Source organism: Streptomyces sp. TG1A-60 (assembly GCF_037201975.1).
In the GTDB taxonomy this organism is placed as follows: Bacteria; Actinomycetota; Actinomycetes; order Streptomycetales; family Streptomycetaceae; genus Streptomyces.
This window is the reverse complement of the sequence record NZ_CP147520.1, coordinates 1,009,708-1,030,401: the sequence shown is the minus strand read 5'-3', so window position 1 is coordinate 1,030,401 and position 20,694 is coordinate 1,009,708. Positions and strand designations below refer to the sequence as shown.

Sequence of the window (20,694 nt, the reverse complement as noted above, 5' to 3'; positions counted from 1 at the left end):
GCAGCGGGGCAAATCTGATGTCGACAGCATGCGGCAAGACCCACGACCAAGGGAGAACGATGCGCAAGCTCAAGGCGATGCGGACCGCGGCGGCACTGGCACTGGCGGTCGGCACGATGACCGCGGTGGGCGCGAGCCAGGCCCAGGCGGCTCCGCAGGCCACCGTCCACGGCTGTGCCACGGGGTACGTCTGCCTGTACCCGGGCGCCGGCTGGAACAACGACCGCCCGACCCTCACCTACTACCGGTACGGCACCTACAACCTGAACAACGTGACCGGTACGTACCGCATCTTCAACAACCAGACCGGCAACGCGTGGTTCCGCACCTGCACCGGGTACAACGGCGTGGGCTGCGAGGGGTACCTGTACCCCAACACCTACATCGACAGGAACATGACGCCGATCAACTCGGTCGTCGTGGGGCAGTAGCCCCGGTGACAGCACCCCGCCCGAACGTCCGGAACCGCCCCGCGGTTCCGGACGTTCGGGTTTTCGCCACTACGGGTGAAAGGCTTGGCCGCCCTCACCGCCCCGACAGTAGCCTGGGCATCCGCCGTCTCACGGCCCGTACTGCCTTGGGGGACACCTTGGGGGACCCGCAGCTCGGAGATGACCCAGACCACCGAAACGACCGGGACGGGACCGCGCTGACCACGCGGTCCTTCCCCGAACAACTGAGACGACTGCGGCGGGAACGCGGACTGTCGCTCACCGACCTGGCCCGGCAGACCCACTACAGCAAGGGCTACCTCAGCAAGATCGAGACCGGTACGAAACGCGTCACCGTCGACGTCGCCCGCCTCTGCGACCAGGTCCTGCGCGCCGAGGGCGAGTTGCTGCGGCTGGTGCAGCATGCCCCGCCCCGCCACGGCGACCGCGAACCCGAGGCCGACGCCGGGTCGCGGCAGCCGGCCGGGGCGTGTCCCTACCGCGGTCTGTCGGCGTTCACCCCGCAGGACGCGGAATGGTTCTTCGGTCAGGAACGCGCGACGGCCGCACTGGTGGAACGGATCTTCGAACAGGTCGGCAGCGGACCGCTGATGCTGGTCGCTCCCTCGGGCGCGGGCAAGTCGTCCCTCCTCAACGCCGGTCTGGTCCCCGCGCTGCGGCGCGGGGACTTCCCGATGCCGGGCGCCGACCGCTGGCCGGTGGTGCTGCTCACTCCCACCTCGCGCCCGCTGGACGAACTGCTGGAGCGCACCGCCAAAGCGGTCGGCGGGGACCTCGGCGTCACCGTGGACGAGGTGCGGCAGAACCCCGCCGCCCTGATCGACGCCGTCCGCGCGAAGTCGGACGAACCGCCGGCCGCCCACGGGGACCGCAGACCCCCGCCCCCTCGACTCGTCCTGATCGTGGACCAGTTCGAGGAACTGTTCACTCTCTGCTCCGACGACGGGGAACGGCGTGCCTACGTCCGGGTGCTCCGCGCCCTGGCGACCTCCGGGCCGACGCGGGACACGCACACCCCGGCAGTCGTGGTGCTCGGCGTACGCGCCGACTTCACGGGCAGCTGTCTGGGGCTGCCCGAACTGACCCCGGTCCTGACCGACGGGCTGTTCGTCCTGGCGCCGATGTCCGTGGCGGAACTGCGGGAGTCGATCACCCGCCCCGCCGAACTCGCCGGCGTCACCCTCGAACCCGGCCTCGTCCCCCTCCTCCTGCGTGACGCCGGACTGCGCGACGACCCGCAGACGGCACTCGAGAGCGCCCCGCCGGCCACCGTGATCGGTGCCGACGAGACGCCGTCCGGCGCCCTCCCGCTGGTCTCCCACGCGCTGCTCGCCACCTGGCAGCGACGCACGGACTCCGCGCTGACCGTCGACGGGTACGAACGGGCCGGCGGCATCCGGGGAGCCATCGCCCGCACCGCCGAGAACGTGTTCGCCCGGCTGTACCCGGCCGAGCAGAAGACGATCCGCCGCATCCTGTCCCGACTGGTCCTCGTCGCGGACGGTGCCGGAGCGACCCGGCGCCGGATGAGCGGGGCCGCCCTGATGGAACAGCTCGGCGACGCGGAGGGCGCGGACGCCGCACTCGACGCCTTCGTACGGGCCCGGCTCATCACCATGGACAGCGACACGGTCCAGATCACCCACGAGGCCCTGCTGCACGCCTGGCCCCGGCTGCGCGACTGGATCCACGCCGACCGGGCCGGACTCCTCCTCCACCAGCAACTCGCCCACGCGGCCGCCGAATGGGAGCGCGAGGACCGCGACCCGTCAGCGCTCTACCGGGGCACACGGCTGGACACCGTACGGGCCTGGGCCGACGAGTCGGACGGCTGGAGCCGGCTCGGTCCCGGCGAGGAGGCATTCCTGAGGGCGAGCCAGGCCGAGGAGGACGGCCGCCGCAGACAGGCCGGACGGCAGGTACGGCTGCGGCAGTTCATGCTCGCCACGCTCGTCGTCCTGCTGGGCCTCGCCGTGACCGCGGGCGGCCTCGCCCACCAGCAGCGGGAGGGCGCCCTCGGTCAGGAGCGCCTCGCCCGCTCCCAGGCGCTCGCCGTGCGCTCCGCGTCCCTCGCCGGGGGCCAGCCGGAGGCGTCGATGCTGCTCGCGGAAGCGGCCTACCGGGCCGACACCACCGCCGAGGCACGCGGCGCCCTCCTCAGTACCCAGTCCCAGCCCTTCAGCGCCCGGCTCGGCGGCCACCGGGGGCCGGTCAACGCGGTGGCCTTCGCGCCGGACGACCGGACGCTGGCGACGGCCAGCTCCGACGGCACCGTCACCCTGCGCGGCACGGGCGGCGCCCACCGGACGCTCGCCACCTTCACCGTCCCCGGCCGCGTCCGCTCGGTCGCCTTCAGCCGCGACGGCCGCACCCTCGCGGCCACCTCGACGAACGGCCCCGTGACCCTCTGGGACATCTCCGACCGCCGCCGGACGGCCGTCCTCTCCGCGAACACGAAGGGCGCCCGGGCGGTGGCCTTCGACCCGCGCGGCGCAGCGCTCGCCGTCGCGGCCGTCGACGGAACGGTCCAGCTCTGGGACGCCGGGCGCACACCCCGGCGCACCGCCTCGCTCACCGGTCACGAAGGCACGCTCAACGCGCTGGCGTACGCCCCCGACGGCAAGACGCTCGTCTCCGCCGGCGCCGACCGGACCGTACGCCTGTGGGACACCGACCGCGCCCGGCGACTCGACGTGCTCGAAGGCCACACCGACGAGGTGCTGGGCGCCGCGTTCTCCCCGGACGGGCGGCAGGTGGTCTCCGGCGGCATCGACCGGACCGTACGACTGTGGGACGTACGGTCCGGCCGGGCGACCGCGACGTTCACCGGGAGCAGCGACGACATCAACGCCGTCGCCTACACGCCCGACGGCGCCACGGTGGTCGGCGCGGTCGGCGACGGCGCGACCCGGCTGTGGGACGTGCGCAGCGGCCGGCAGACGGCCGTGCTCGCCGGACACACCGACTACGTCATGGGCGTCGCCATGGCCTCCGACGGTGCCCTGCTGGCCACGGCCGGCTTCGACCAGTCCGTCGTCCTCTGGGACCTCGGCGGCCCGGTGCTGACGGCGCGTCCGTTCACGGAGGTCTGGCAGGCGGTGTACAGCCCCGACGGGAGACTGCTGGCCACCGCCGACACCGACCACACCGTGCGGCTGTGGGACGTACGCGGTCACCGGCTCCTGAAACGGCTCACGGGCCACACCGAGACGGTCTTCTCGGTGGCCTTCTCACCCGACGGCAAGACCCTGGCCTCGGCGGGTTCCGACGGCACGATCCGGCTGTGGGACGTGGCCGGACGCAAGCACCTGGCGACGCTGACCGGCCACACCGGTGAGGTCTTCTCGGTGTCCTTCGCGCCGGACGGCAAGACCCTGGCCTCGGCCGGCGCCGACCGCACGGTCCGTCTCTGGGACATGGCCTCGCGGCGGGGCGTCGCCACCTTCGAGGGGCACGAGGACTATGCCAACGACGTCGCCTTCAGCCCCGACGGCCGCACCCTGGCGAGCGCCGGCGACGACCTGACCGTGCGGCTCTGGGACATCACCTCGCACCGCCCCCTGGCCGAACTCACCGGCCACACGGGCGCGGTACGGGGCGTCGCCTTCAGCCCCGACGGCCGCACCCTCGCCAGCAGCGGCAACGACGGCACCGTACGCCTGTGGGACGTCCGCACGCGCCGTTTCGAGGCCGCCCTGACCGGGCACACCGGCTCCGCCCGCGGGCTCGCCTTCTCGCCTGACGGCCGGATGCTCGCCAGCAGCGGCAACGACCGTACGGTCCGGCTGTGGGACGTCGACGCGCGGCGGCCGTGGGCGACGCTGACCGGCCACACCAACGCCGTGTGGGGCGTGGACTTCGCGCCCGACGGACGGACGGTGGCCAGCAGCAGCACCGACGGCACGGTCCGGCTGTGGGACCTCGACCCCGGCGTGAGGCTGGCGGAGATCTGCCGACTGAGCGCCGGAATAAGCCCCGACGAACGAGACAGTCTCCTGCCGGGGGTCCCGGTGTCTGCGGAACCGGCCTGCGCTCGCACCTGAGGGCGATGATCCGCCGAGGGCAGACCGCCCTGCTCGGAAGGGGTTTCCCAGGTGTTTCCCCGTTGCCCGATCGGGTGGGGCGACACACGGACCTCGACGGGCGGGCCGCACCGCCGGCAGGCTGCTGACGACCACACCACGCACGTCCCGACTGCTTCAACCACGTCCACAGGAAACGGGGGTCCCGGCATGGTGAGCCGGACCGGTCTCATCCGCACACTGATCACGCTCCTGGCCGTCCTCTTCTCGGCGCCGGTCTCCATGGCCGCCACCGCGCAGGCGGCACCGGCCGCTGCCGCCGCCGACGAGTGCCGCGTCCTCGCGCCGGGCGCCTCGGCGGCAGCCGAGCGGGCGATCGCCGCTGCCTGCGCCGAGGTCGCGGCCGGCACCTGGTACACCTGGGGCGGAGGCCACGGCGCCCGGCCCGGCCCCACGTACGGGCAGGTGGACCCCACCGACCCGGCCAGTGAACACGACCCCGAGCGGCACGGTTTCGACTGCTCCGGCCTGGTCCGGTACGCCTACGCCCAGGCCGCCGGCTCCGACATCCTCGACGGCGTCGCCGGCCAGCAGTACTACACGCACCGCGCCGCCGCCCGCTTCGCCGCCGCCCAGGGCCTCGCCCCGCTCCTCCCGGGCGACCTCCTGGCCTACGGCACCTCGCAGAACCTGCACCACATCGCCATCTACCTCGGCGCGGGCAAGATGGTCGAGGCCAAGCAGTCCGGCACCAGGCTGATGGTGAGCGACGTCCGTCTGAGCGGCAGCTACTTCGGCGCGGTCCGCGTCAACACCGGCCAGGTCACCGGCCACATCCACCAGACCTGGGGCACCGGCGTCTGGACCAAGGCCGAGCCCCGCCTCGCGGCCGCCCGTGTCTACGCCTTCCCCCACTCCACCATCATCCGCGTCCAGTGCCAGAAGCACGCGGAGAAGGTCTCCTCGGAGGGCTACGAGAACGACGTCTGGTCCTACCTGCCGGACTACAGGGCCTGGGTCACCAACATCTACATCAAGGGAGCGGTCTGGCTGGAGGGCGTGCCCGACTGCAACGAGAGCCCGCACCGTGACGAGTCCCGCACCGCGACAGTGCCCACGCCATGACACCACTCGCGCCGGTGACCGCCGAGGGGGCGGTCGCCCGCGCGGAGTGTGTTCGGCTCGGGCGGTGCGGACGGTCAGGCGGTTTCCTCGCGCACCTCGTCCAGCCGCACCGGCCGGTGTTCCGCCACCGACAGGGTCGCGGCCTCGGCGATCCAGCCGGCCTCGATGGCGTCGGCGACCGTGCAGGGGGAGGTGCGGGTGCCGGTGACGACCTCGGTGAAGGCGATGAGTTCGGCGCGGTAGGCGGGGGCGAAGCGGTCCATGAAGAAGTTGTGCGGGGGACCGGAGGGGAAGGTGACGCCCGGCTCGGCGGAGCGGAGGGGGAGCTGGGTGTCGAGGCCGGCTGCGATGCTGTCCTTCATGCCGTGCAGCTCCAGGCGGACATCGTAACCGCGGGCGTTGTGGCGGGAGTTGGAAATGACGCCGATGGTGCCGTCGTCGAAGGTGAGGAGGGCGGAGGCGGTGTCGACGTCGCCGGCCTCCTTGATGTAGTCGGCGCCGCGGTTGCCGCCGGTCGCGTAGACCTCCACGACCTCCCGGCCTGTCACCCAGCGGACGACGTCGAAGTCGTGCACCGCGCAGTCCCGGAAGATGCCGCCCGAGGAGGCCACGTACCCGGCCGGCGGCGGTGCCGGGTCCAGGGTCGTCGAGCGTACGGTGTGCAGCCGGCCGAGTTCGCCGTTAAGGAAGGCCTCGCGGGCGGTCACACATCCCGCGTCGAAGCGGCGGTTGAAGCCGATCTGGACCTCCACGTCGCTGTCCTGGACGGCCCGCAGCACGTCGAGGCTCTCCTCGATCGTCTTGGCCACCGGCTTCTCGCAGAACACCGGGATGCCCGCCGCGACGGCGGCCAGGATCAGCCCCGGGTGCGCGTCCGTCGCCGCGGTCACCACGACGCCGTCGATCCCGGAGGCGAACACGGCCTCGGGCGAGCCGGCCACCGTGGCGCCGAACTTCTCGGCGGCGGAGGCGGCGGCCGCGGCCAGCGGGTCGGAGACCACCAGCTGCTCCACGACGTCGAGCCCGGCGAGAGTTCCGGCGTGGAAGGCGCCGATACGGCCGAGCCCCAGGATGCCAATGCGCATGACCGGTGTCCCTTTCAGATGTGCGGAGTGCGGATGTGCGGCGGAGAGGTGCGGACAGAGATGAGGAGGAGTCGACAGGGGGAGAGGAGCAGGTCAGGGGGGTGGTCGTCAGTCAGAGGCGCACAGGACGTTGGTCCCAGTCGTTCACCGAGCCGGTCACCGGTGTCGGGGAGCGAGCCGCGGGAGGTCGGGCCGGCCGCGGGGACGAGGCTGTCGCCCCGGCCGCGGGCCGCGATCACCTGTCCCACGGCGCCGCGCACCTGCGCCGGGTCGGGTCCACCCGTACGAACGTGGCACCGGTGTCCGCCGCCGGCTGCCGGCCGATCTCGGCGCGGCGGCCCGTGAACGCGCCGGTCGCGCCCTCGCGCAGGGCCGCCCGGACGATGCCCGCGCCGACGCCCTGGCCGCCGCCGTCGACGAGGACGACCTTGTCCTCCAGTAGTGCCATGTGCGGGAGTGTCCTTTCGATCGGCTCCGGCGGGCCATGCCCGGGGCCTGGCACGGTCCTGGCCGTACAGCCTTTCCCAGCGCCTTCGCCTCTGTCAGTCTTGGGGCGCGGGGCCCCTCGTACAACCCGCAGAAGACCATCAAAAACCCATCATCCGGTCCACCGCCGGACCACCGCCGAGATACCAGGACGCACCGCCATGGCACACCCCTACACGATCCGTGAGATAGCCCGTCAGGCCGGGCTGAGCCAGGCCACCGTCGACCGGGTCCTCAACGACCGGGGCGGGGTGCGCGAGAGCACCGCCCGCGAGGTCCACCAGGCCGTCAAGGACCTGGACCGGCAGCGGACGCAGGTGCGCATCGGAGGCCGTACGTTCATGGTCGACATCGTGATGCAGACCCCGGACCGGTTCTCCACGGCGGTCCGGGAGGCGTTGGAGGCCGAGCTGCCGTCGCTTCACCCGGCCGTGGTGCGGTCCCGCTTCCACTTCCGGGAGACCGGGTCCGCCTCGGAGATGGTGAGGGTGCTCGACCGGATCGGTCGGCGCGGCTCGCAGGGCGTGATCCTCAAGGCGCCGGACGTCCCGGAGGTCACCGCCGCCGTCGAACGGCTGGTCGCGGCCGGGGTCCCCGTGGTCACCTTCGTGACGGACCTGCCCGGCAGCCCGCGCGGAGCGTACGTCGGCATAGACAACCGGGCCGCCGGGGCGACCGCCGCGTATCTGCTCCGGCAGTGGCTCGGCGACCGGCCCGGTGCCGTACTGGTGACGATCAGCCGCAGCTTCTACCGCAACGAGGAGGAGCGCGAGATGGGGTTCCGGAGCGTGATGCGGGCCGTCGAGCCGAGGCGGGCACTCGTCGAGGTCACCGACAGCGACGGACTCGACGCCACCCAGCGGGACCTCGTCCTCGACGCGCTGAGGAGGGAGCCGGGCATCGGCGCCGTCTACTCGATCGGCGGCGGCAACACCGCGACGCTCGACGCATTCGCCGCGCTCGGCCGACAGCCGCATGTCTTCGTCGCCCACGACCTCGACCACGACAACACCAGACTCCTGCGCGAACACCGGCTCTCCGCCGTGCTCCACCACGACCTCCGCCAGGACGTGCGCCGCGCCTGCCAGACCATCATGCGCGCCCACCACGCCCTCCCCGAGGAGAGCCCGTTCATCCCGTCGGCGATCCAGGTGGTGACGCCGTACAACATGCCGCCGGGGGCCGTCGCCGGGTAGCCGAAGCGATTCCCCTACCCCGCTCCCTTCGTGCGGGGGCACCTGACCCGGGCCCGGCACGAGAGCGTCTCGCGGTGAGCCCGCCGGTCAGCTCGTGACGAGCTCGGCCGCCCGGCGATCGGCGGGGGCCTCCACGGTCACGGTCACCGTCTCTGCCACGGCCGCCGTGGCCGTCGGCTTCTCCCGGCCCTCCCGGTGGCGGAACAGCCAGGTGATGTCCCGCCCGAACGACCAGAGCAGCGAGCCCAGCGCAAGGGCGACCAGGCTGAATCCCGCCGCGTACGGCAGCAGGCCGGAGGCGGCGGCCAGCAGGAAGACGCCCTGGACCGCGGCGACCGTCTTGCGGCCCATGCTGTGCGGGAGGGAGCCGTTCAGCCACGGCATGACCTTGGCGGCGGCGACGAAGACGTACCGCATGAGACCGATCAGCAGCACCCACGGGCCGAGCGACATCGAGACGTACACGCTCAGCACGAGGATCAGGAACGCGTCGACCTCCATGTCGAAGCGGGCGCCCAGCGCCGTCGAGGTGTTCGTGCGCCGGGCCACCTTGCCGTCGACACCGTCGAGGATCAGGGCCACGGCGGTCAGGCCGACGAAGAGCGAGACGGGCGGCGAGCTCTGGAAGGAGTCGGCGACCAGGGCGGTGACGGCGCCGACTAGTATCGCGCGGCCCAGGGTGACGCGGTTGGCGGGGCCGAAGGTGCGCGTCCGGGTGCGCAGGAGGGCGCGGTTGAGGACGGCCCAGGTGGCGAGCCCGAAGGCCAGCCCGGTCAGCCAGCCCGCCGGGCCCAGTCCGATCGCCGTGCCCAGGAAGGCGAGGAGCAGCACCTGGGCGCCCGCGCCCACCGTCGTCTCCGAGAGCAACAGCCGGCCGTCGTACGTGTTGATCAGGGCCACCGCATACCTTCCGAACGTGTGTGACAAGTGGATCACCGCCGCGTACCGTGTCCGCGACTCCCACCGCTGCGTACGTGGCGCACCGCTCGACCGTTCACGGAGACGCACATGAAACCGACAGCCGACGCCTTCTGGCTTCGCTCTCCCGGACAGGGGGAGATCCGTGCGGAGACCCTCACCGCGCCCGCCGAGGACGAGGTGCTCGTACGGGCCCTGTACTCAGGGGTCAGCCGGGGAACCGAGACCCTCGTGTTCCGAGGTCACGTGCCCGAGAACCAGTACGCGACGATGCGCGCTCCCTTCCAGGAGGGCGAGTTCCCCGCTCCCGTGAAGTATGGCTATCTCAGCGTCGGTCGGGTGGAGGAGGGGCCGGACGCACTCGTCGGGCGAACCGTCTTCTGCCTGTATCCGCACCAGAGCCGCTACGTCGTTCCGGTGAGCGCCGTCACCGTCGTACCGGACTCCGTGCCCGCCGAGCGTGCCGTACTCGCCGGGACGGTGGAGACCGCCGTCAACGCCCTGTGGGACGCGGCTCCCCTCATCGGCGACCGGATCGCCGTCGTGGGCGGCGGCATGGTCGGCTGTTCGGTCGCCGCCCTGCTGGCCCGCTACCCGGGGGTGCGGGTCCAACTCGTCGACGCCGACCCTGCGCGCGCCGACATCGCCCGCGCGCTCGGCGCCGACTTCGCGCTGCCCGGCGACGCGCGGGGGGAGTGCGACCTCGTCGTGCACGCCAGCGCCAACGAGCAGGGCCTCGTCCGGTCACTCGAACTCCTCGCCGCCGAGGGCACGGTGATCGAGCTGAGCTGGTACGGCGACCGCCGCGTCGCCCTGCCGCTCGGCGAGGCCTTCCACTCACGCCGGCTCACCGTCCGCAGCAGCCAGGTCGGCACCGTCTCCCCGGCCGGGCGCCCCGGCCGCACCTACGCCGACCGGCTGGCGCTCGCCCTCGAACTCCTCGCCGACGCCCGCTTCGACGCGCTCGTCACCGGAGAGTGCGCCTTCGAGGACCTCCCGGACATCCTGCCGAAGCTCGCGAGCGGAGAGCTGCCGGGGATGTGCCACAGGGTGCGCTACGACGCCGCGTGACTCACGGAGAGTCCGCGCAGTCGCCCCACCCGTTTCTGAACCGCCCGGATGAACTGTCCGAACGGAACGCTGACCTCCGAAGAAACCGGCAAACTCGGCTGAACAACGGGTAGGGAGCAGCCGTACTACACGGCATGCCCCGACCCGGGGCAGACGTACCGCACTGGAGGGTCGTCCGTTGTTCAGCATCACCGTCCGCGATCACATCATGATCGCCCACAGCTTCCGCGGGGAGGTCTTCGGACCCGCGCAGCGCCTGCACGGCGCCACGTTCCTCGTGGACGCCACCTTCCGGCGCGCCGAGCTGGACGACGACAACATCGTCGTAGACATCGGGCTGGCCACGCAGGAGCTCGGAGCGGTGGTGAGCGAGTTGAACTACCGCAACCTCGACAACGAGCCGGACTTCGCCCACACCAACACCTCGACGGAGTTCCTGGCCAAGGTGGTCGCCGACCGTCTGGCCGAGAGGATCCACAAGGGCGCCCTCGGGGAGAACGCCAAGGGGATCGCCGGCATCACGGTCACCCTGCACGAGTCGCACATCGCCTGGGCGAGTTACGAGCGTGCCCTGTGACCGACGTGACCATCGACCGGACGGTCATCGGCACCGCCGCCCCGGCGGACGGGGAAGAGCAAGTCAGGCTCGGCTATGTGCCCGTGCAGAACGCGGCACTGAAGCACACCGCGATCGTCCCCATGTCGCTCCGCTCCGCGCACTTCGTGATGCCGGGCGGCGTCGACGACCTGGCCCGGCCCAGCGGCGGCAACGCCTACGACCGCCGGATCTGCCTCGATCTGCCTGGCTTCGGCTGGCAGGTGCACAAGCACGCGATCGACGGCAGCTGGCCGCGCCCGAGTCAGGCGGCACGCGCCGAACTCGCCCGAACGCTGCGTGAGTTCCCCGACGGCACGGTCGTCCTGCTCGACGGTCTGGTCGCCTGCGGTGTCCCGGAGGTCATCCTCCCCGAGGCCCAACGGCTCTGCCTGGCCGTGCTGGTGCACCTGCCGCTCGCCGACGAGACGGGCCTGGAGCCCGACCTCGCGGCCGAACTCGACGCCGACGAACGCACGACCCTGCGGGGCGTGTCCGCCGTGATCGCGACCAGTGAGTGGGCGGTCCGGCGACTCGTGTCACATCACGGGCTCGCCCCCGAGCGGGTCCACGTCGCCGCCCCCGGCGCCGACATCGCGCCCCTCGCCTCCGGCACCGACGGCGTCTCCCGGCTGCTGTGCGTGGCCGCGGTCACCCCGCGCAAGGGGCAGCACCGGCTGGTCGAGGCTCTGGCGACCGTCACCGAACTGCCCTGGAGCTGTGTGCTGGTGGGCGGCCTCGACCAGGAGCCCGAGTACGTCGAGCACATCCGGGCGCTGATCGCGAAGTTCGGTCTGGAGGACCGGTTCCACCTGGCGGGACCGCAGGCGGGCGCGGAACTCGACGCGAGTTACGCCGCCGCCGACCTCATGGTTCTCACCTCGTACGCCGAGACGTACGGCATGGCGGTCACCGAAGCCCTCGCCCGCGGCATCCCCGTGCTGGCCACCGACGTCGGCGGAGTCCCCGAGGCCGTCGGCCGCGCCCCCGACGGCGGGGTGCCCGGCATCCTCGTCCCGCCGGAGAACCCCGCGGCCATCGCGGCGGAGCTGCGCGGCTGGTTCGGGGAGGCCGACGTGCGGCGCCGGCTGAAGGCCGCGGCGCGCGGGCGCCGGGCCGCGCTGGACGGCTGGGCGACCACGGCCCGCAGCCTCGCCCATGTACTGGGCCGACTGCGGCAAGAACCTCGGAGGGTGGCATGACCACTTCTGCCGAAAGGGCCACGGCTGCCGACGCGACCGCTTCGGGCGCGGCGGCCTCGGCCGGGGCCTCCGCCTCCGGTGCGGCGGCCTCCGCGTCCGGCACGGCGCTGAGCATGGCGGGGCGCGGGGGCGACACGCCGGCGCCGGAGGGGCACCAGTACGCCCCGCAGTGGCTGGAGTTGCGCGAGAGCGCCGACGCCGACGCCCGCGCGGTGGACCTGCTCGACCCGCTGCGGATCCGCCTCGCGAACCTGCCGGGGCGGGCCACCGGGCTGACCGTCCACGACCTCGGCTGCGGCACCGGTTCGATGGGCCGCTGGCTCGCGCCCCGGCTGGACGGCGCCCAGCAGTGGGTGCTGCACGACCAGGACCCCGGTCTCCTGCGGCTGGCCACCGCGCGGGCGCCCCGCGCCGCCGCCGACGGCAGCCCCGTCACGGTCACCACGCGGCGCGGCGACATCGGGCGGCTGACGGCGGACGACCTGTCGGGTGCCTCGCTGGTCACCGCGTCAGCGCTGCTCGACGTCCTCACCCGCGAGGAGATCGAGGCGCTCGCGGTGGCCTGTGCGGGCGCCGGCGCCCCCGCCCTGCTGACCCTCTCGGTCGTGGGCCGAGTGGACCTCGCCCCGGCCCACCCCATGGACGCGGAGATCGCCGAGGCGTTCGACGCCCACCAGCGCGCCGGCGATCTGCTCGGCCCCGACGCGATCACCGTGGCCTGCGAGGCCTTCGCCCAGCAGGGTGCCACGGTCCGCGTCCACCCGAGTCCCTGGCAGCTCGACAGACGGCACACGGCTCTCATCGAGGAGTGGCTGCGCGGCTGGGTCGGCGCCGCCTGCGCACAGCGCCCCGAACTCACCGAGCGCGCCGACGTCTACCTCCGCGACCGCCTCCGCGCCAACGCGGCCGGCGAACTCCACGCCGTCGTCCACCACAGCGACCTGCTGGCCCTGCCCCGGCCGACGGGCGGAGCCTCGTGACGGCGCCGGTGGAGGAGGCGGTCGAGGCACATCCATCACCGACGGGGCACCGCGTACGGGTACGTTCACGGGGAGTCCGCGCCCGCGTGAAGTCGAGCACGTCCGCCCCCCGGGCACGGATGCGCGCGACCGCCCCGACCACGGGCCCGCTGTCCCCCGCCGCGTCGGCGACGCCCCCGGCCGCCGTGGCCGTACCGAGCACGAGACCGCGCGGGACAACGTCGGACCAGGCTCCCGCCGGCCCTCCGGACGCGCCGGGCCACCGTACGGCCTCCACGGGGGCGGCCCTGGACGCGGCTTCCGGCGCTTCCGGCGGATGCCTGGGCGTGTCCGACGGCCGTACGGCCCCGGCAAGGCCCACCTACGGCGCGGCTTCCGGTGGATCCCCGGACCCGCTCGACTCCTCTACGGCCGCGACGGGCGTCCGTCCGGACGTCCGGACGGACACCCCAGCGGAGCCGGCTGTCGGACACCGTGCCGAGGCCGGCGCGGTGTCGCACGCGGCGGCGCCCCGGGTGAGCGGAGGCGTGGCCGGTGCGGCGGCGAGCGGCACGTCGGCGGCGGCCCCCGGCGGGTCCCGCCTCGCCGCCAGGTTCACCCGCGCCCTGCGCACCCACTTCGGCACGCTTGCCGGAACGGTCATCCTGGCCGTCGTCCTCTGGCGGACGGGCACCGGCGTGTTCGTCGACGGGCTGCGGCGGATCGACGGCGGGACGCTGGTGGCGGCAGTCGGGATCGGCGTGCTGACCACGGTGTTCAGCGCGTGGCGCTGGTGCGCGGTGACGCGCGCGCTGGGAATCGGGCTGCCACTCGGGCCGGCCGTCGCGGACTACTACCGCGCGCTGTTCCTCAACGCGGCCCTGCCCGGCGGTGTCCTCGGCGATGTGCACCGGGCGGTGCGGCACGGACAGAGCTCCGGGGACATGGGGCGCGGTGTGCGGGCGGTGGTGATCGAGCGGACCGCGGGCCAGTTGGTGCTGGCCGTCGTGGGCGTAACGGTCCTGCTGGTACTGCCCTCCCCGGTGCTGGAGCAGACCCGCTACGCGGCGGGTGTGACGGTGCTCGCCGTGCCGGGCGTGCTGGCGATCCGGGCGGCGTTCCGGAGGGGCCGCAGGCCGAACGCGGACGGCGGCCGGGGCCGCCGGATCCGGGCCGCCCTCACCGAGGCGCGCGGCGCGCTGCTGAACCGCGACAGCGGGCCGGCCGTGCTGATCTCGTCCCTGGCGGTGCTCGCCGGATACGTGGCGATGTTCCTGCTCGCCGCACGCGTCGCCGGGTCCGCCGCGACCCCGCTGCAGGTGCTGCCCCTCGCGCTGCTGGCCCTGATAGCCATGAGTCTGCCGCTGAACGTCGGCGGCTGGGGCCCCCGGGAAGGCGTCACCGCGTGGTCCTTCGGCGTCGCAGGACTGGGCGCCTCCCAGGGGCTGACCGTGGCCGTCGTCTACGGGGTGCTGAGCTTCGTGGCCAGCCTGCCGGGGGTCCTCGTCCTCGTCGGCCGCTGGTACGGCTCCCTGCGCGCGCGTCGTCAGGTGTCCGACGTGACCAGCGAGAAGTACGCCCCGAAGGAATGGACGAACCCCGCCAGCAACTCCTTCCCCTTCGCGGCGGATGCCAGGGACGGACGGCCGATGACACCGGAATCGGTGTAGGCCGACATACCGAGGGAGAGGAGATGACGGCGGTCGTCGGCAAGGAAGTCGGTGGTCTCGTGACCGGGCCGGACCAATTCGGGGTGGCAATGCAGAAGTATGGAGGTCTCTATTTCTCCGGCATGCATATCACTGAGCAACGAGGTCTGTACGCCGGCCCGTTCGCGCGAGGCGTCCCAGTCCTCCATGGCCGGGAAAAGCGCCATTCGATGTCCCTCCGCGGTGGATTCCTGGACGGCATTGCCCAGAACGTAGTTCCCGCCGTGTCCGTTGACCACCACCAGCGCCTCGACGCCCGACCGGCGCAGGGAAGCGGCGATGTCACGGACCATCGCGTGGAGGGTCGTCGCGGAAATGCTGACGGTGCCCGGCCAGGCCGCGTGCTCGTGCGAGCAGGCGATGGTCACGGGCGGCAACAGGTGCACCGGGTACGCGGCGGCTATCTCCCGGGCTATCGCGCAGGCCACGAGCGTGTCGGTGGCCAGCGGCAGATACGGCCCGTGCTGCTCGTAGCTGCCCACGGGAAGCACGGCGACCTGCCGCCCGCCGCCCTCCCCGCGCGCGGACGTCCGCGGTGCTGTCGGCGGGCAGCAGACCGGCTACCGTCGGCTGCGGCCCTCGTCCCCCGGACCGCGCATCGGACGTGGATCCCGAACTGCTCATCTTTCACGGCCTCTCATCTTCTGATGCTCCGTCATTTCCCCATGACGCCAGGGCTTACCAGATAGGAACCAGATCATGACAGAAAATGTTGGTGTACTCGGCACGAATGCCCAGTCCTCCGGCGCCGTACGCGTGGTGAACGCCCCCCTGCCCACGACCTATGGCGACTTCGAGGCCGTAGGCTATCTCGACCAGGACCGCGGCGAGGAACAAGTGGCACTGGTGTACGGCGACATCAGCGGCGGTGAGGAAATTCTCATCCGGCTGCACTCGGAGTGCCTGACCGGCGACGCGTTCGGTTCCCAGCACTGCGAGTGCGGCGAGCAGCTCGACAGCGCGCTGCGGGCCATAGTCGCGGAGGGTCGCGGCATCCTCGTCTACCTGCGCGGCCACGAGGGGCGCGGCATCGGCCTGCTCGCCAAGCTGCAGGCGATGAAGCTCCAGGCGGAGGGCCTGGACACGGTCGAGGCGAACCTCGCCCTCGGCCTGCCCGTGGACGCCCGCGACTACCGGGTGGCGGCCGAGATGCTGCACGACCTCGGCGTCCGGTCGGTCCGGCTGATGTCGAACAACCCGCGCAAGCGGGAGGCGCTGCTGCGCCACGGCATCAAGGTCTCCGAGCAGGTGCCCCTGCTGATCACGCCGTGCGAGGACAACATCACGTACCTGCGCACCAAGCGCGAGCGGCTCGACCACTACCTGCCGCATCTGGACGCGGTGGTCCGCTCGTCCTGAGCGCCGGGGCTCGCGCGGCGGCCGTCCAGGGCCGCGGCAGGCGACGTTCGCCCCGTCGCGACGCCAGGCACGCCCTCTCGCCGCACCGGCCGGAAGTCCGAGTACGTCCAGTACGAGGACTTCCGGCCGGCACACCGAGAGGGGCGCGTACCCTTCGTCGACATCAGCCCGCTGAGCGTCGACCGGTTCACGGCCGCTCCCTGCGCCCGGAGGCCAACCTCGTATGAACGATCTCCACTCGTGGCTCCGCCACGAGACCCGTACCACCGAACGCCGTACCCCGATCGTGCCGTCCGACGCACGGCGGCTCGTCGAGAGCGGGGCGAGGATCACCGTCGAGGACTCCCCGCAGCGGATCTTCCCCGCCGAGGAGTACGAGGAGGCAGGGTGTCAGATCGCCGCCCCCGGCTCATGGGTGTCGGCACCGCCGCACGCGGTGATCGTCGGCCTCAAGGAACTCCCCGACCAGCCAGCCGAATTGACCCATCGCCATGTCTTCTTCGGTCACGCCTACAAGGGGCAGCCCGGCGCCGAGGCCCTGCTCCGCAGGTTCACGGCCGGGGGCGGTGCGCTGCTCGACCTGGAGTATCTGGTGGACGACCAGGGCCGCAGGCTCGCCGCCTTCGGCTTCTGGGCCGGTTACCTGGGCGCGGCCCTCGCCGTACTCCACCACCGGGGTGCCCTGGAGGCACCGCTCCAGCCCACCTCGAAGGAGGCGATGGAGGCCCGGCTCCGCGCGTCCACCGGTGACGTGACCGCCCTGGTCATCGGCGCCCTCGGGCGCAGCGGCCGGGGTGCGCGCGCGGCGCTCGGCGAGGCCGGCGTCGAGCCGACCTGCTGGGACCTGGCCGAGACCCGCGACCTGGACCGACCGGCCCTGCTCGCCCACGAGTTGATGGTCAACACCGTCCTGACGACCACCCCCGTCCCGCCCTTCCTGACGGACAAGGACCTCGACGGACCGGACCGCCGGCTCAGGACGGTCTCCGACGTCACCGTCGACGTCGGCTCACCCATGAACGTCCTGCCCTTCTACGACACGACCACGGAATGGGACCGCCCCGTTCGGCGGCTGCGCGAACATCCCCCGCTCGACCTCATCGCCATCGACAACCTCCCCTCGCTGCTGCCCCGTGAGGCGAGCACCGACTTCTCGGCCGCGCTGCTGCCGCAGCTGCTGGACTTCGGGACGGGCGGGGCGTGGGGCCGCTGCCTGGACCGGTTCCGTCAGGTGAGCGACGTACTCGGCGTCACGGAAAGGTAGTTGTCCGATGACTGAAGTGGTCCCCGCGAGCGGCACCGTCCACTGGGTCGGTGCCGGCCTGTCCACGGGCAGCGGTCTGGCGGCGCTGTGCGACACCGCCGCCCGCGTCCGGCTGTGGCACCGCACCGAGGAGCGCGCCGAGCGGGCCCTGGCCGCACTGGGCCTGACGGGCCGTGCCGAGCCCCGCGCGTACACGCCCTCGGCGCTCGTCGCCGAGCTGGCCCCGGGAGACGTGGTGGTCTCGATGCTTCCGGCACCGGACCATGCCCCGCTGCTCGGGGCGTGTGTCGGGGCGCGGGCCCACTTCGCCTGCTCCAGCTATGTCTCGGAAGCGGTCCTGGAGCTGGTACCGGCGGCCGGGGCGGCGGGTGTCACCGTCCTCACCGAGACCGGCCTGGACCCGGGCATCGACCATCTCTTCGCGCACAGCCTGATCGCCCGGGCGAGTGAGGCGATCGGAGCGGAGACCGCCGCCTCATACCGCCTCACCTCGTACTGCGGCGGCGTCCCGGCGGTCCCCAACGAGTTCAGGTACCGCTTCAGCTGGGCACCGGCCGGAGTGCTCAACGCTCTGCGCGCACCGGCCCGTTACATCGAGGACGGCGCCGAGACGACGGTCGGCCGCCCCTGGACGGCCACCCGCCCCCTCGTCATCGACGGCGAGACCTTCGAGGCCTACCCCAACCGGGACAGCGTCCCCTTCGTGGCCCAGTACGGCCTCCCGCGAGCCTGGAAACCGCAGACCTTCGTCCGCGGCACCCTCCGCCTCGACGGCTGGCTGACCGCCTGGGCACCCGTCTTCGCGGAACTCGAACGCGACGACGACCAGCGCGTCGCCGCGCTGGCCCGCGAGCTGGCAGCCCGCTACCCGACCACCGAGGCCGACCGGGACCGCGTCGTCCTCGCCGTCTCCCTCGCCGTCCACACCGATTCCGGCGGCCACTGGTCCGGCCGCTACCTCCTCGACCTGACCGGCACGCCCGAGGAGAGCGCCATGGCCCGCCTGGTGTCCCGCCCCCTGGCCCTCGGCGTCGGCCACATCCTCGACGGTTCGCTGCCGGCGGGGCTGAGCCGGGCGGCGGAGACGGGGGAACGGTCGGAGGCGTGGCTCCGCGAACTCGCCGAGGACGGTGTGGAGTTCGGTCTGCGGATCGACTGAGCGGTCCGGCGGACACGGGATCTCAGCCTACGACGGCCTCGTGCACCAGTCGCTTCAGCTCCGGATAGACGGAGAAGGACGACCGTCGCCGTACCTGGGTCATGAACTGGACCGTGAGGTCGCGGCGCGGGTCGACCCAGAAGATCGTGGTGGCGGCGCCGGTCCAGCCGAACGTTCCCAGGGAGGAGGGGCATTGGGTGACGTCGGGGTCGATCACCACGGAGACGCCGAGGCCGAAGCCGACGCCCACGTTGCCGGGCTGCCGGTGGAAGGGGCTGCCGTGGGTGTGGATGTCGGCGCCTGAGGGCAGCTGGTTGGTGGCCATCGTGTCGACGGACGCGGGCGACAGGAGCCGTACGCCGTCGAGTTCGCCGCGGCGGCGCAGGAACTCGGTGAAGCGGTGGTAGTCCCGGGCGGTGGCGACCATGCCACCGCTGCCGGACAGGAAGCGCGGACGGCCGCGCAGGGGCAGGCCGGGGACGGGCGCGATCGAGCCGTCCTCCTGCTCGCCGTACAACTCGGCCAGCCGGTCCGTCTGTTCGGGCGTGACCTGGAAGCCGGCGTCCGTCATCCCGAGCGGGCCGAGGATCCTCTCGGCGAAGAACCGGTCGAGGGCCTGCCCCGACACCACCTCGATGATCCGCCCGAGGACATTGGTGGCGACCGAGTAGTTCCACTGAGAACCCGGCTCGAACTGCAGGGGAAGGCCCGCGTACTGGGCGCACGTCTGTGCCAGGTCGGCGCCCGGCCGGACGGAGGTCTCCAGACCCGCGTCGCGGTAGAGCGCGTCGACGGGGTGGTCGTAGTAGAAGCCGAAGGTCAGGCCGGAGGTGTGGGTCATCAGGTGACGGACGAGGATCGGCTGCTCGGCCGGGCGGGTCCGGGTCCCGGCGCCCTCCCCGGACTCGTACACGCGCGGCTCGGCGAACTCCGGGAGGTAGCGGGAGACCGGGTCCGTGAGCGACAGCCGTCCCTCCTCGACCAGTATCAGTGCGGCGACCGACGTGACGGGTTTCGTCATGGAGTAGACCCGCCACAACGTGTCCGTCTCCACCGGGAGTCCGGCCTCGCGGTCACGCTGTCCGTACGTCGCGAGACGGGCGACACGGCCGCCGCGGGCGAGGGACAGCAGATAGCCGGGCAGTCGGCCCTCGTCGACCTGGAGGGCGAGGTACTCCTCCAGTCGGGCCAGGGTCTTCGGGTCGAGGCCGGCCTCGCGCGGCTCGACCTCTTGGCGCAGTCGTTCCATGGTGGTTCTCCTCCGGTTGCCCGGGTTTCGGCTCGCGTTCATCCTTGCCTTCATCGTTCCGTACTGATCGCGTTCCATCCCTCGCGGGACGGGCGGGTCGGGGCATTCGCACGGCGAGCGGCGCACCGAGCGCGGCCACGGCGGCCAGGAGCAGCAGCGCGGGACCCGTGCCGAGGGGCATGAGCGTGGTGGACCGCCACCGACACGCGGCATCGAGGGCGGGGGTGCGGCGACGCGCTACTTCGCTGCCTTCCCCGGTACGCAGAGATCGCCGCTGTCGGGGTCTCCGGCGTACGTCCACAGGAGGGGCGCCTTCGAGGTGCCCCGAGCCTCGTACCCGGTCCACACTCCGCTGGGCGCGAACGTCAGGTGGACCTTGGACACCGGCGAGTCCGTGTCCAAGTCGTCCCAGGTGTCGTGTTCCCAGGTGCCCGCGCCCGGGTCCGGCGCGGAGACGTCGTTGAGCTGGTCGTCGTCGAAGTCGCCGCAGACCCCGTCCGAGGCGAACGTGCCGTCCCCCTTCAGCACCAGACGTCCGCCCTGTTCGTCGACCCAGGTGCCCGTGACCTCGGTCGCGTTGATGGCCAGGGGCTCCCCCTCGGGGGCGGGGACCGACATCCGCCCCACGACGAACATCAGAACCAGCGCCCCCGCCGGCAGTGCGACGACCAGCCCGCACCCCGCCACGCCGATGAGCGGCACGAGCAGGGCGATCCTCCAGCGCCGCCGCCCGGTCCGGGCCGAGGGCCACCCCTCCCACGGGCGCGGGGTGGCTCGGCGAGGGTCCTCACCGCGCTTCGTCCGTCCCCCTCAGCCACGCGCCACACCATCGCGGTGCGGCCA

At 72.6% G+C, this 20,694-nt stretch carries 17 protein-coding genes and 1 pseudogene; 12 read left to right on the top strand and 6 right to left on the bottom strand.

The annotated features are described in order from the left end of the window. Positions 1 to 59 precede the first annotated feature (59 nt). From WBG99_RS03925 to WBG99_RS03915, 3 genes are all read left to right on the top strand, one after another. Positions 60 to 431, top strand: a complete 372-nt coding sequence (locus tag WBG99_RS03925; protein WP_338894989.1) for a hypothetical protein — start codon at positions 60 to 62, stop codon at positions 429 to 431. 158 nt (positions 432 to 589) lie between these two features. Beyond that, positions 590 to 4,495, top strand: a complete 3,906-nt coding sequence (locus tag WBG99_RS03920) for a WD40 repeat domain-containing protein (RefSeq protein WP_338900201.1) — start codon at positions 590 to 592, stop codon at positions 4,493 to 4,495. Positions 4,496 to 4,684: 189 nt separating this feature from the next. After that, positions 4,685 to 5,599: an NlpC/P60 family protein gene (locus WBG99_RS03915; protein ID WP_338894988.1), complete on the top strand. Its 915-nt coding sequence runs from the start codon at positions 4,685 to 4,687 to the stop codon at positions 5,597 to 5,599. 74 nt (positions 5,600 to 5,673) lie between these two features. On the opposite strand, the gene WBG99_RS03910 is transcribed toward WBG99_RS03915, so the two are convergent. Then, a complete protein-coding gene (locus tag WBG99_RS03910; protein ID WP_338894987.1) occupies positions 5,674 to 6,684 on the bottom strand; it encodes a Gfo/Idh/MocA family oxidoreductase in 1,011 nt (336 codons plus the stop codon). 235 nt (positions 6,685 to 6,919) lie between these two features. Continuing rightward, entirely contained in the window at positions 6,920 to 7,132 is a 213-nt protein-coding gene (locus tag WBG99_RS03905; RefSeq protein ID WP_338894986.1) for a hypothetical protein, read from the bottom strand. Positions 7,133 to 7,331: 199 nt separating this feature from the next. On the opposite strand from WBG99_RS03905, the gene WBG99_RS03900 reads away from it, so the two are divergent. After that, a complete protein-coding gene (locus WBG99_RS03900) occupies positions 7,332 to 8,366 on the top strand; it encodes a LacI family DNA-binding transcriptional regulator (protein WP_338894985.1) in 1,035 nt (344 codons plus the stop codon). 87 nt (positions 8,367 to 8,453) lie between these two features. On the opposite strand, the gene WBG99_RS03895 is transcribed toward WBG99_RS03900, so the two are convergent. Then, positions 8,454 to 9,266, bottom strand: coding sequence for a CDP-alcohol phosphatidyltransferase family protein (locus tag WBG99_RS03895; RefSeq protein ID WP_338894984.1), 813 nt, complete (start codon positions 9,264 to 9,266; stop codon positions 8,454 to 8,456). Positions 9,267 to 9,374: 108 nt separating this feature from the next. On the opposite strand from WBG99_RS03895, the gene WBG99_RS03890 reads away from it, so the two are divergent. The 5 genes from WBG99_RS03890 (at position 9,375) to WBG99_RS03870 (ending at position 14,781) form a co-directional block, all read left to right on the top strand. Then, entirely contained in the window at positions 9,375 to 10,355 is a 981-nt protein-coding gene (locus WBG99_RS03890) for a zinc-binding alcohol dehydrogenase (RefSeq protein ID WP_338894983.1), read from the top strand. A 178-nt stretch (positions 10,356 to 10,533) separates the two neighbouring features. Further along, complete coding sequence (locus WBG99_RS03885; protein ID WP_338894982.1) at positions 10,534 to 10,932, top strand: 6-carboxytetrahydropterin synthase; 399 nt, start codon at positions 10,534 to 10,536, stop codon at positions 10,930 to 10,932. Beyond that, the gene (locus tag WBG99_RS03880; protein ID WP_338894981.1) at positions 10,929 to 12,152 is read left to right on the top strand and encodes a glycosyltransferase family 4 protein; all 1,224 of its coding nucleotides are present in this window, start codon (positions 10,929 to 10,931) and stop codon (positions 12,150 to 12,152) included. The genes WBG99_RS03885 and WBG99_RS03880 overlap by 4 nt, the downstream gene beginning before the upstream one ends. 113 nt (positions 12,153 to 12,265) lie before the next feature. Next, a complete protein-coding gene (locus WBG99_RS03875) occupies positions 12,266 to 13,132 on the top strand; it encodes a class I SAM-dependent methyltransferase (RefSeq protein ID WP_338900200.1) in 867 nt (288 codons plus the stop codon). Positions 13,133 to 13,623: 491 nt separating this feature from the next. Beyond that, positions 13,624 to 14,781: a lysylphosphatidylglycerol synthase transmembrane domain-containing protein gene (locus WBG99_RS03870; RefSeq protein ID WP_338900199.1), complete on the top strand. Its 1,158-nt coding sequence runs from the start codon at positions 13,624 to 13,626 to the stop codon at positions 14,779 to 14,781. On the opposite strand, the pseudogene WBG99_RS03865 reads toward WBG99_RS03870, so the two are convergent. Further along, positions 14,664 to 15,444: pseudogene (locus WBG99_RS03865) on the bottom strand (creatininase family protein); the annotation flags it as partial. The gene WBG99_RS03870 and the pseudogene WBG99_RS03865 sit on opposite strands and share 118 nt — an antisense overlap. A gap of 75 nt (positions 15,445 to 15,519) precedes the next feature. On the opposite strand from WBG99_RS03865, the gene ribA reads away from it, so the two are divergent. The 3 genes from ribA (at position 15,520) to WBG99_RS03850 (ending at position 18,602) form a co-directional block, all read left to right on the top strand. Then, positions 15,520 to 16,179: a GTP cyclohydrolase II gene (gene ribA, locus WBG99_RS03860; protein ID WP_338894980.1), complete on the top strand. Its 660-nt coding sequence runs from the start codon at positions 15,520 to 15,522 to the stop codon at positions 16,177 to 16,179. A 223-nt stretch (positions 16,180 to 16,402) separates the two neighbouring features. After that, on the top strand, positions 16,403 to 17,443 hold the full coding sequence (locus WBG99_RS03855) for a saccharopine dehydrogenase (protein ID WP_338894979.1): 1,041 nt from the start codon (positions 16,403 to 16,405) through the stop codon (positions 17,441 to 17,443). Positions 17,444 to 17,450: 7 nt separating this feature from the next. After that, positions 17,451 to 18,602 carry a saccharopine dehydrogenase family protein gene (locus WBG99_RS03850; protein WP_338894978.1) on the top strand — a complete coding sequence of 384 codons (1,152 nt, stop codon included), beginning with the start codon at positions 17,451 to 17,453 and terminating at the stop codon, positions 18,600 to 18,602. A 22-nt stretch (positions 18,603 to 18,624) separates the two neighbouring features. On the opposite strand, the gene WBG99_RS03845 is transcribed toward WBG99_RS03850, so the two are convergent. Together WBG99_RS03845 and WBG99_RS03840 are read right to left on the bottom strand one after the other, a co-directional pair. Next, on the bottom strand, positions 18,625 to 19,851 hold the full coding sequence (locus WBG99_RS03845) for a serine hydrolase domain-containing protein (RefSeq protein WP_338894977.1): 1,227 nt from the start codon (positions 19,849 to 19,851) through the stop codon (positions 18,625 to 18,627). A gap of 237 nt (positions 19,852 to 20,088) precedes the next feature. Then, positions 20,089 to 20,553 (bottom strand): hypothetical protein, encoded by a 465-nt coding sequence (locus WBG99_RS03840; RefSeq protein ID WP_338894976.1) that lies wholly within the window; start codon positions 20,551 to 20,553, stop codon positions 20,089 to 20,091. Positions 20,554 to 20,694 lie beyond the last annotated feature (141 nt).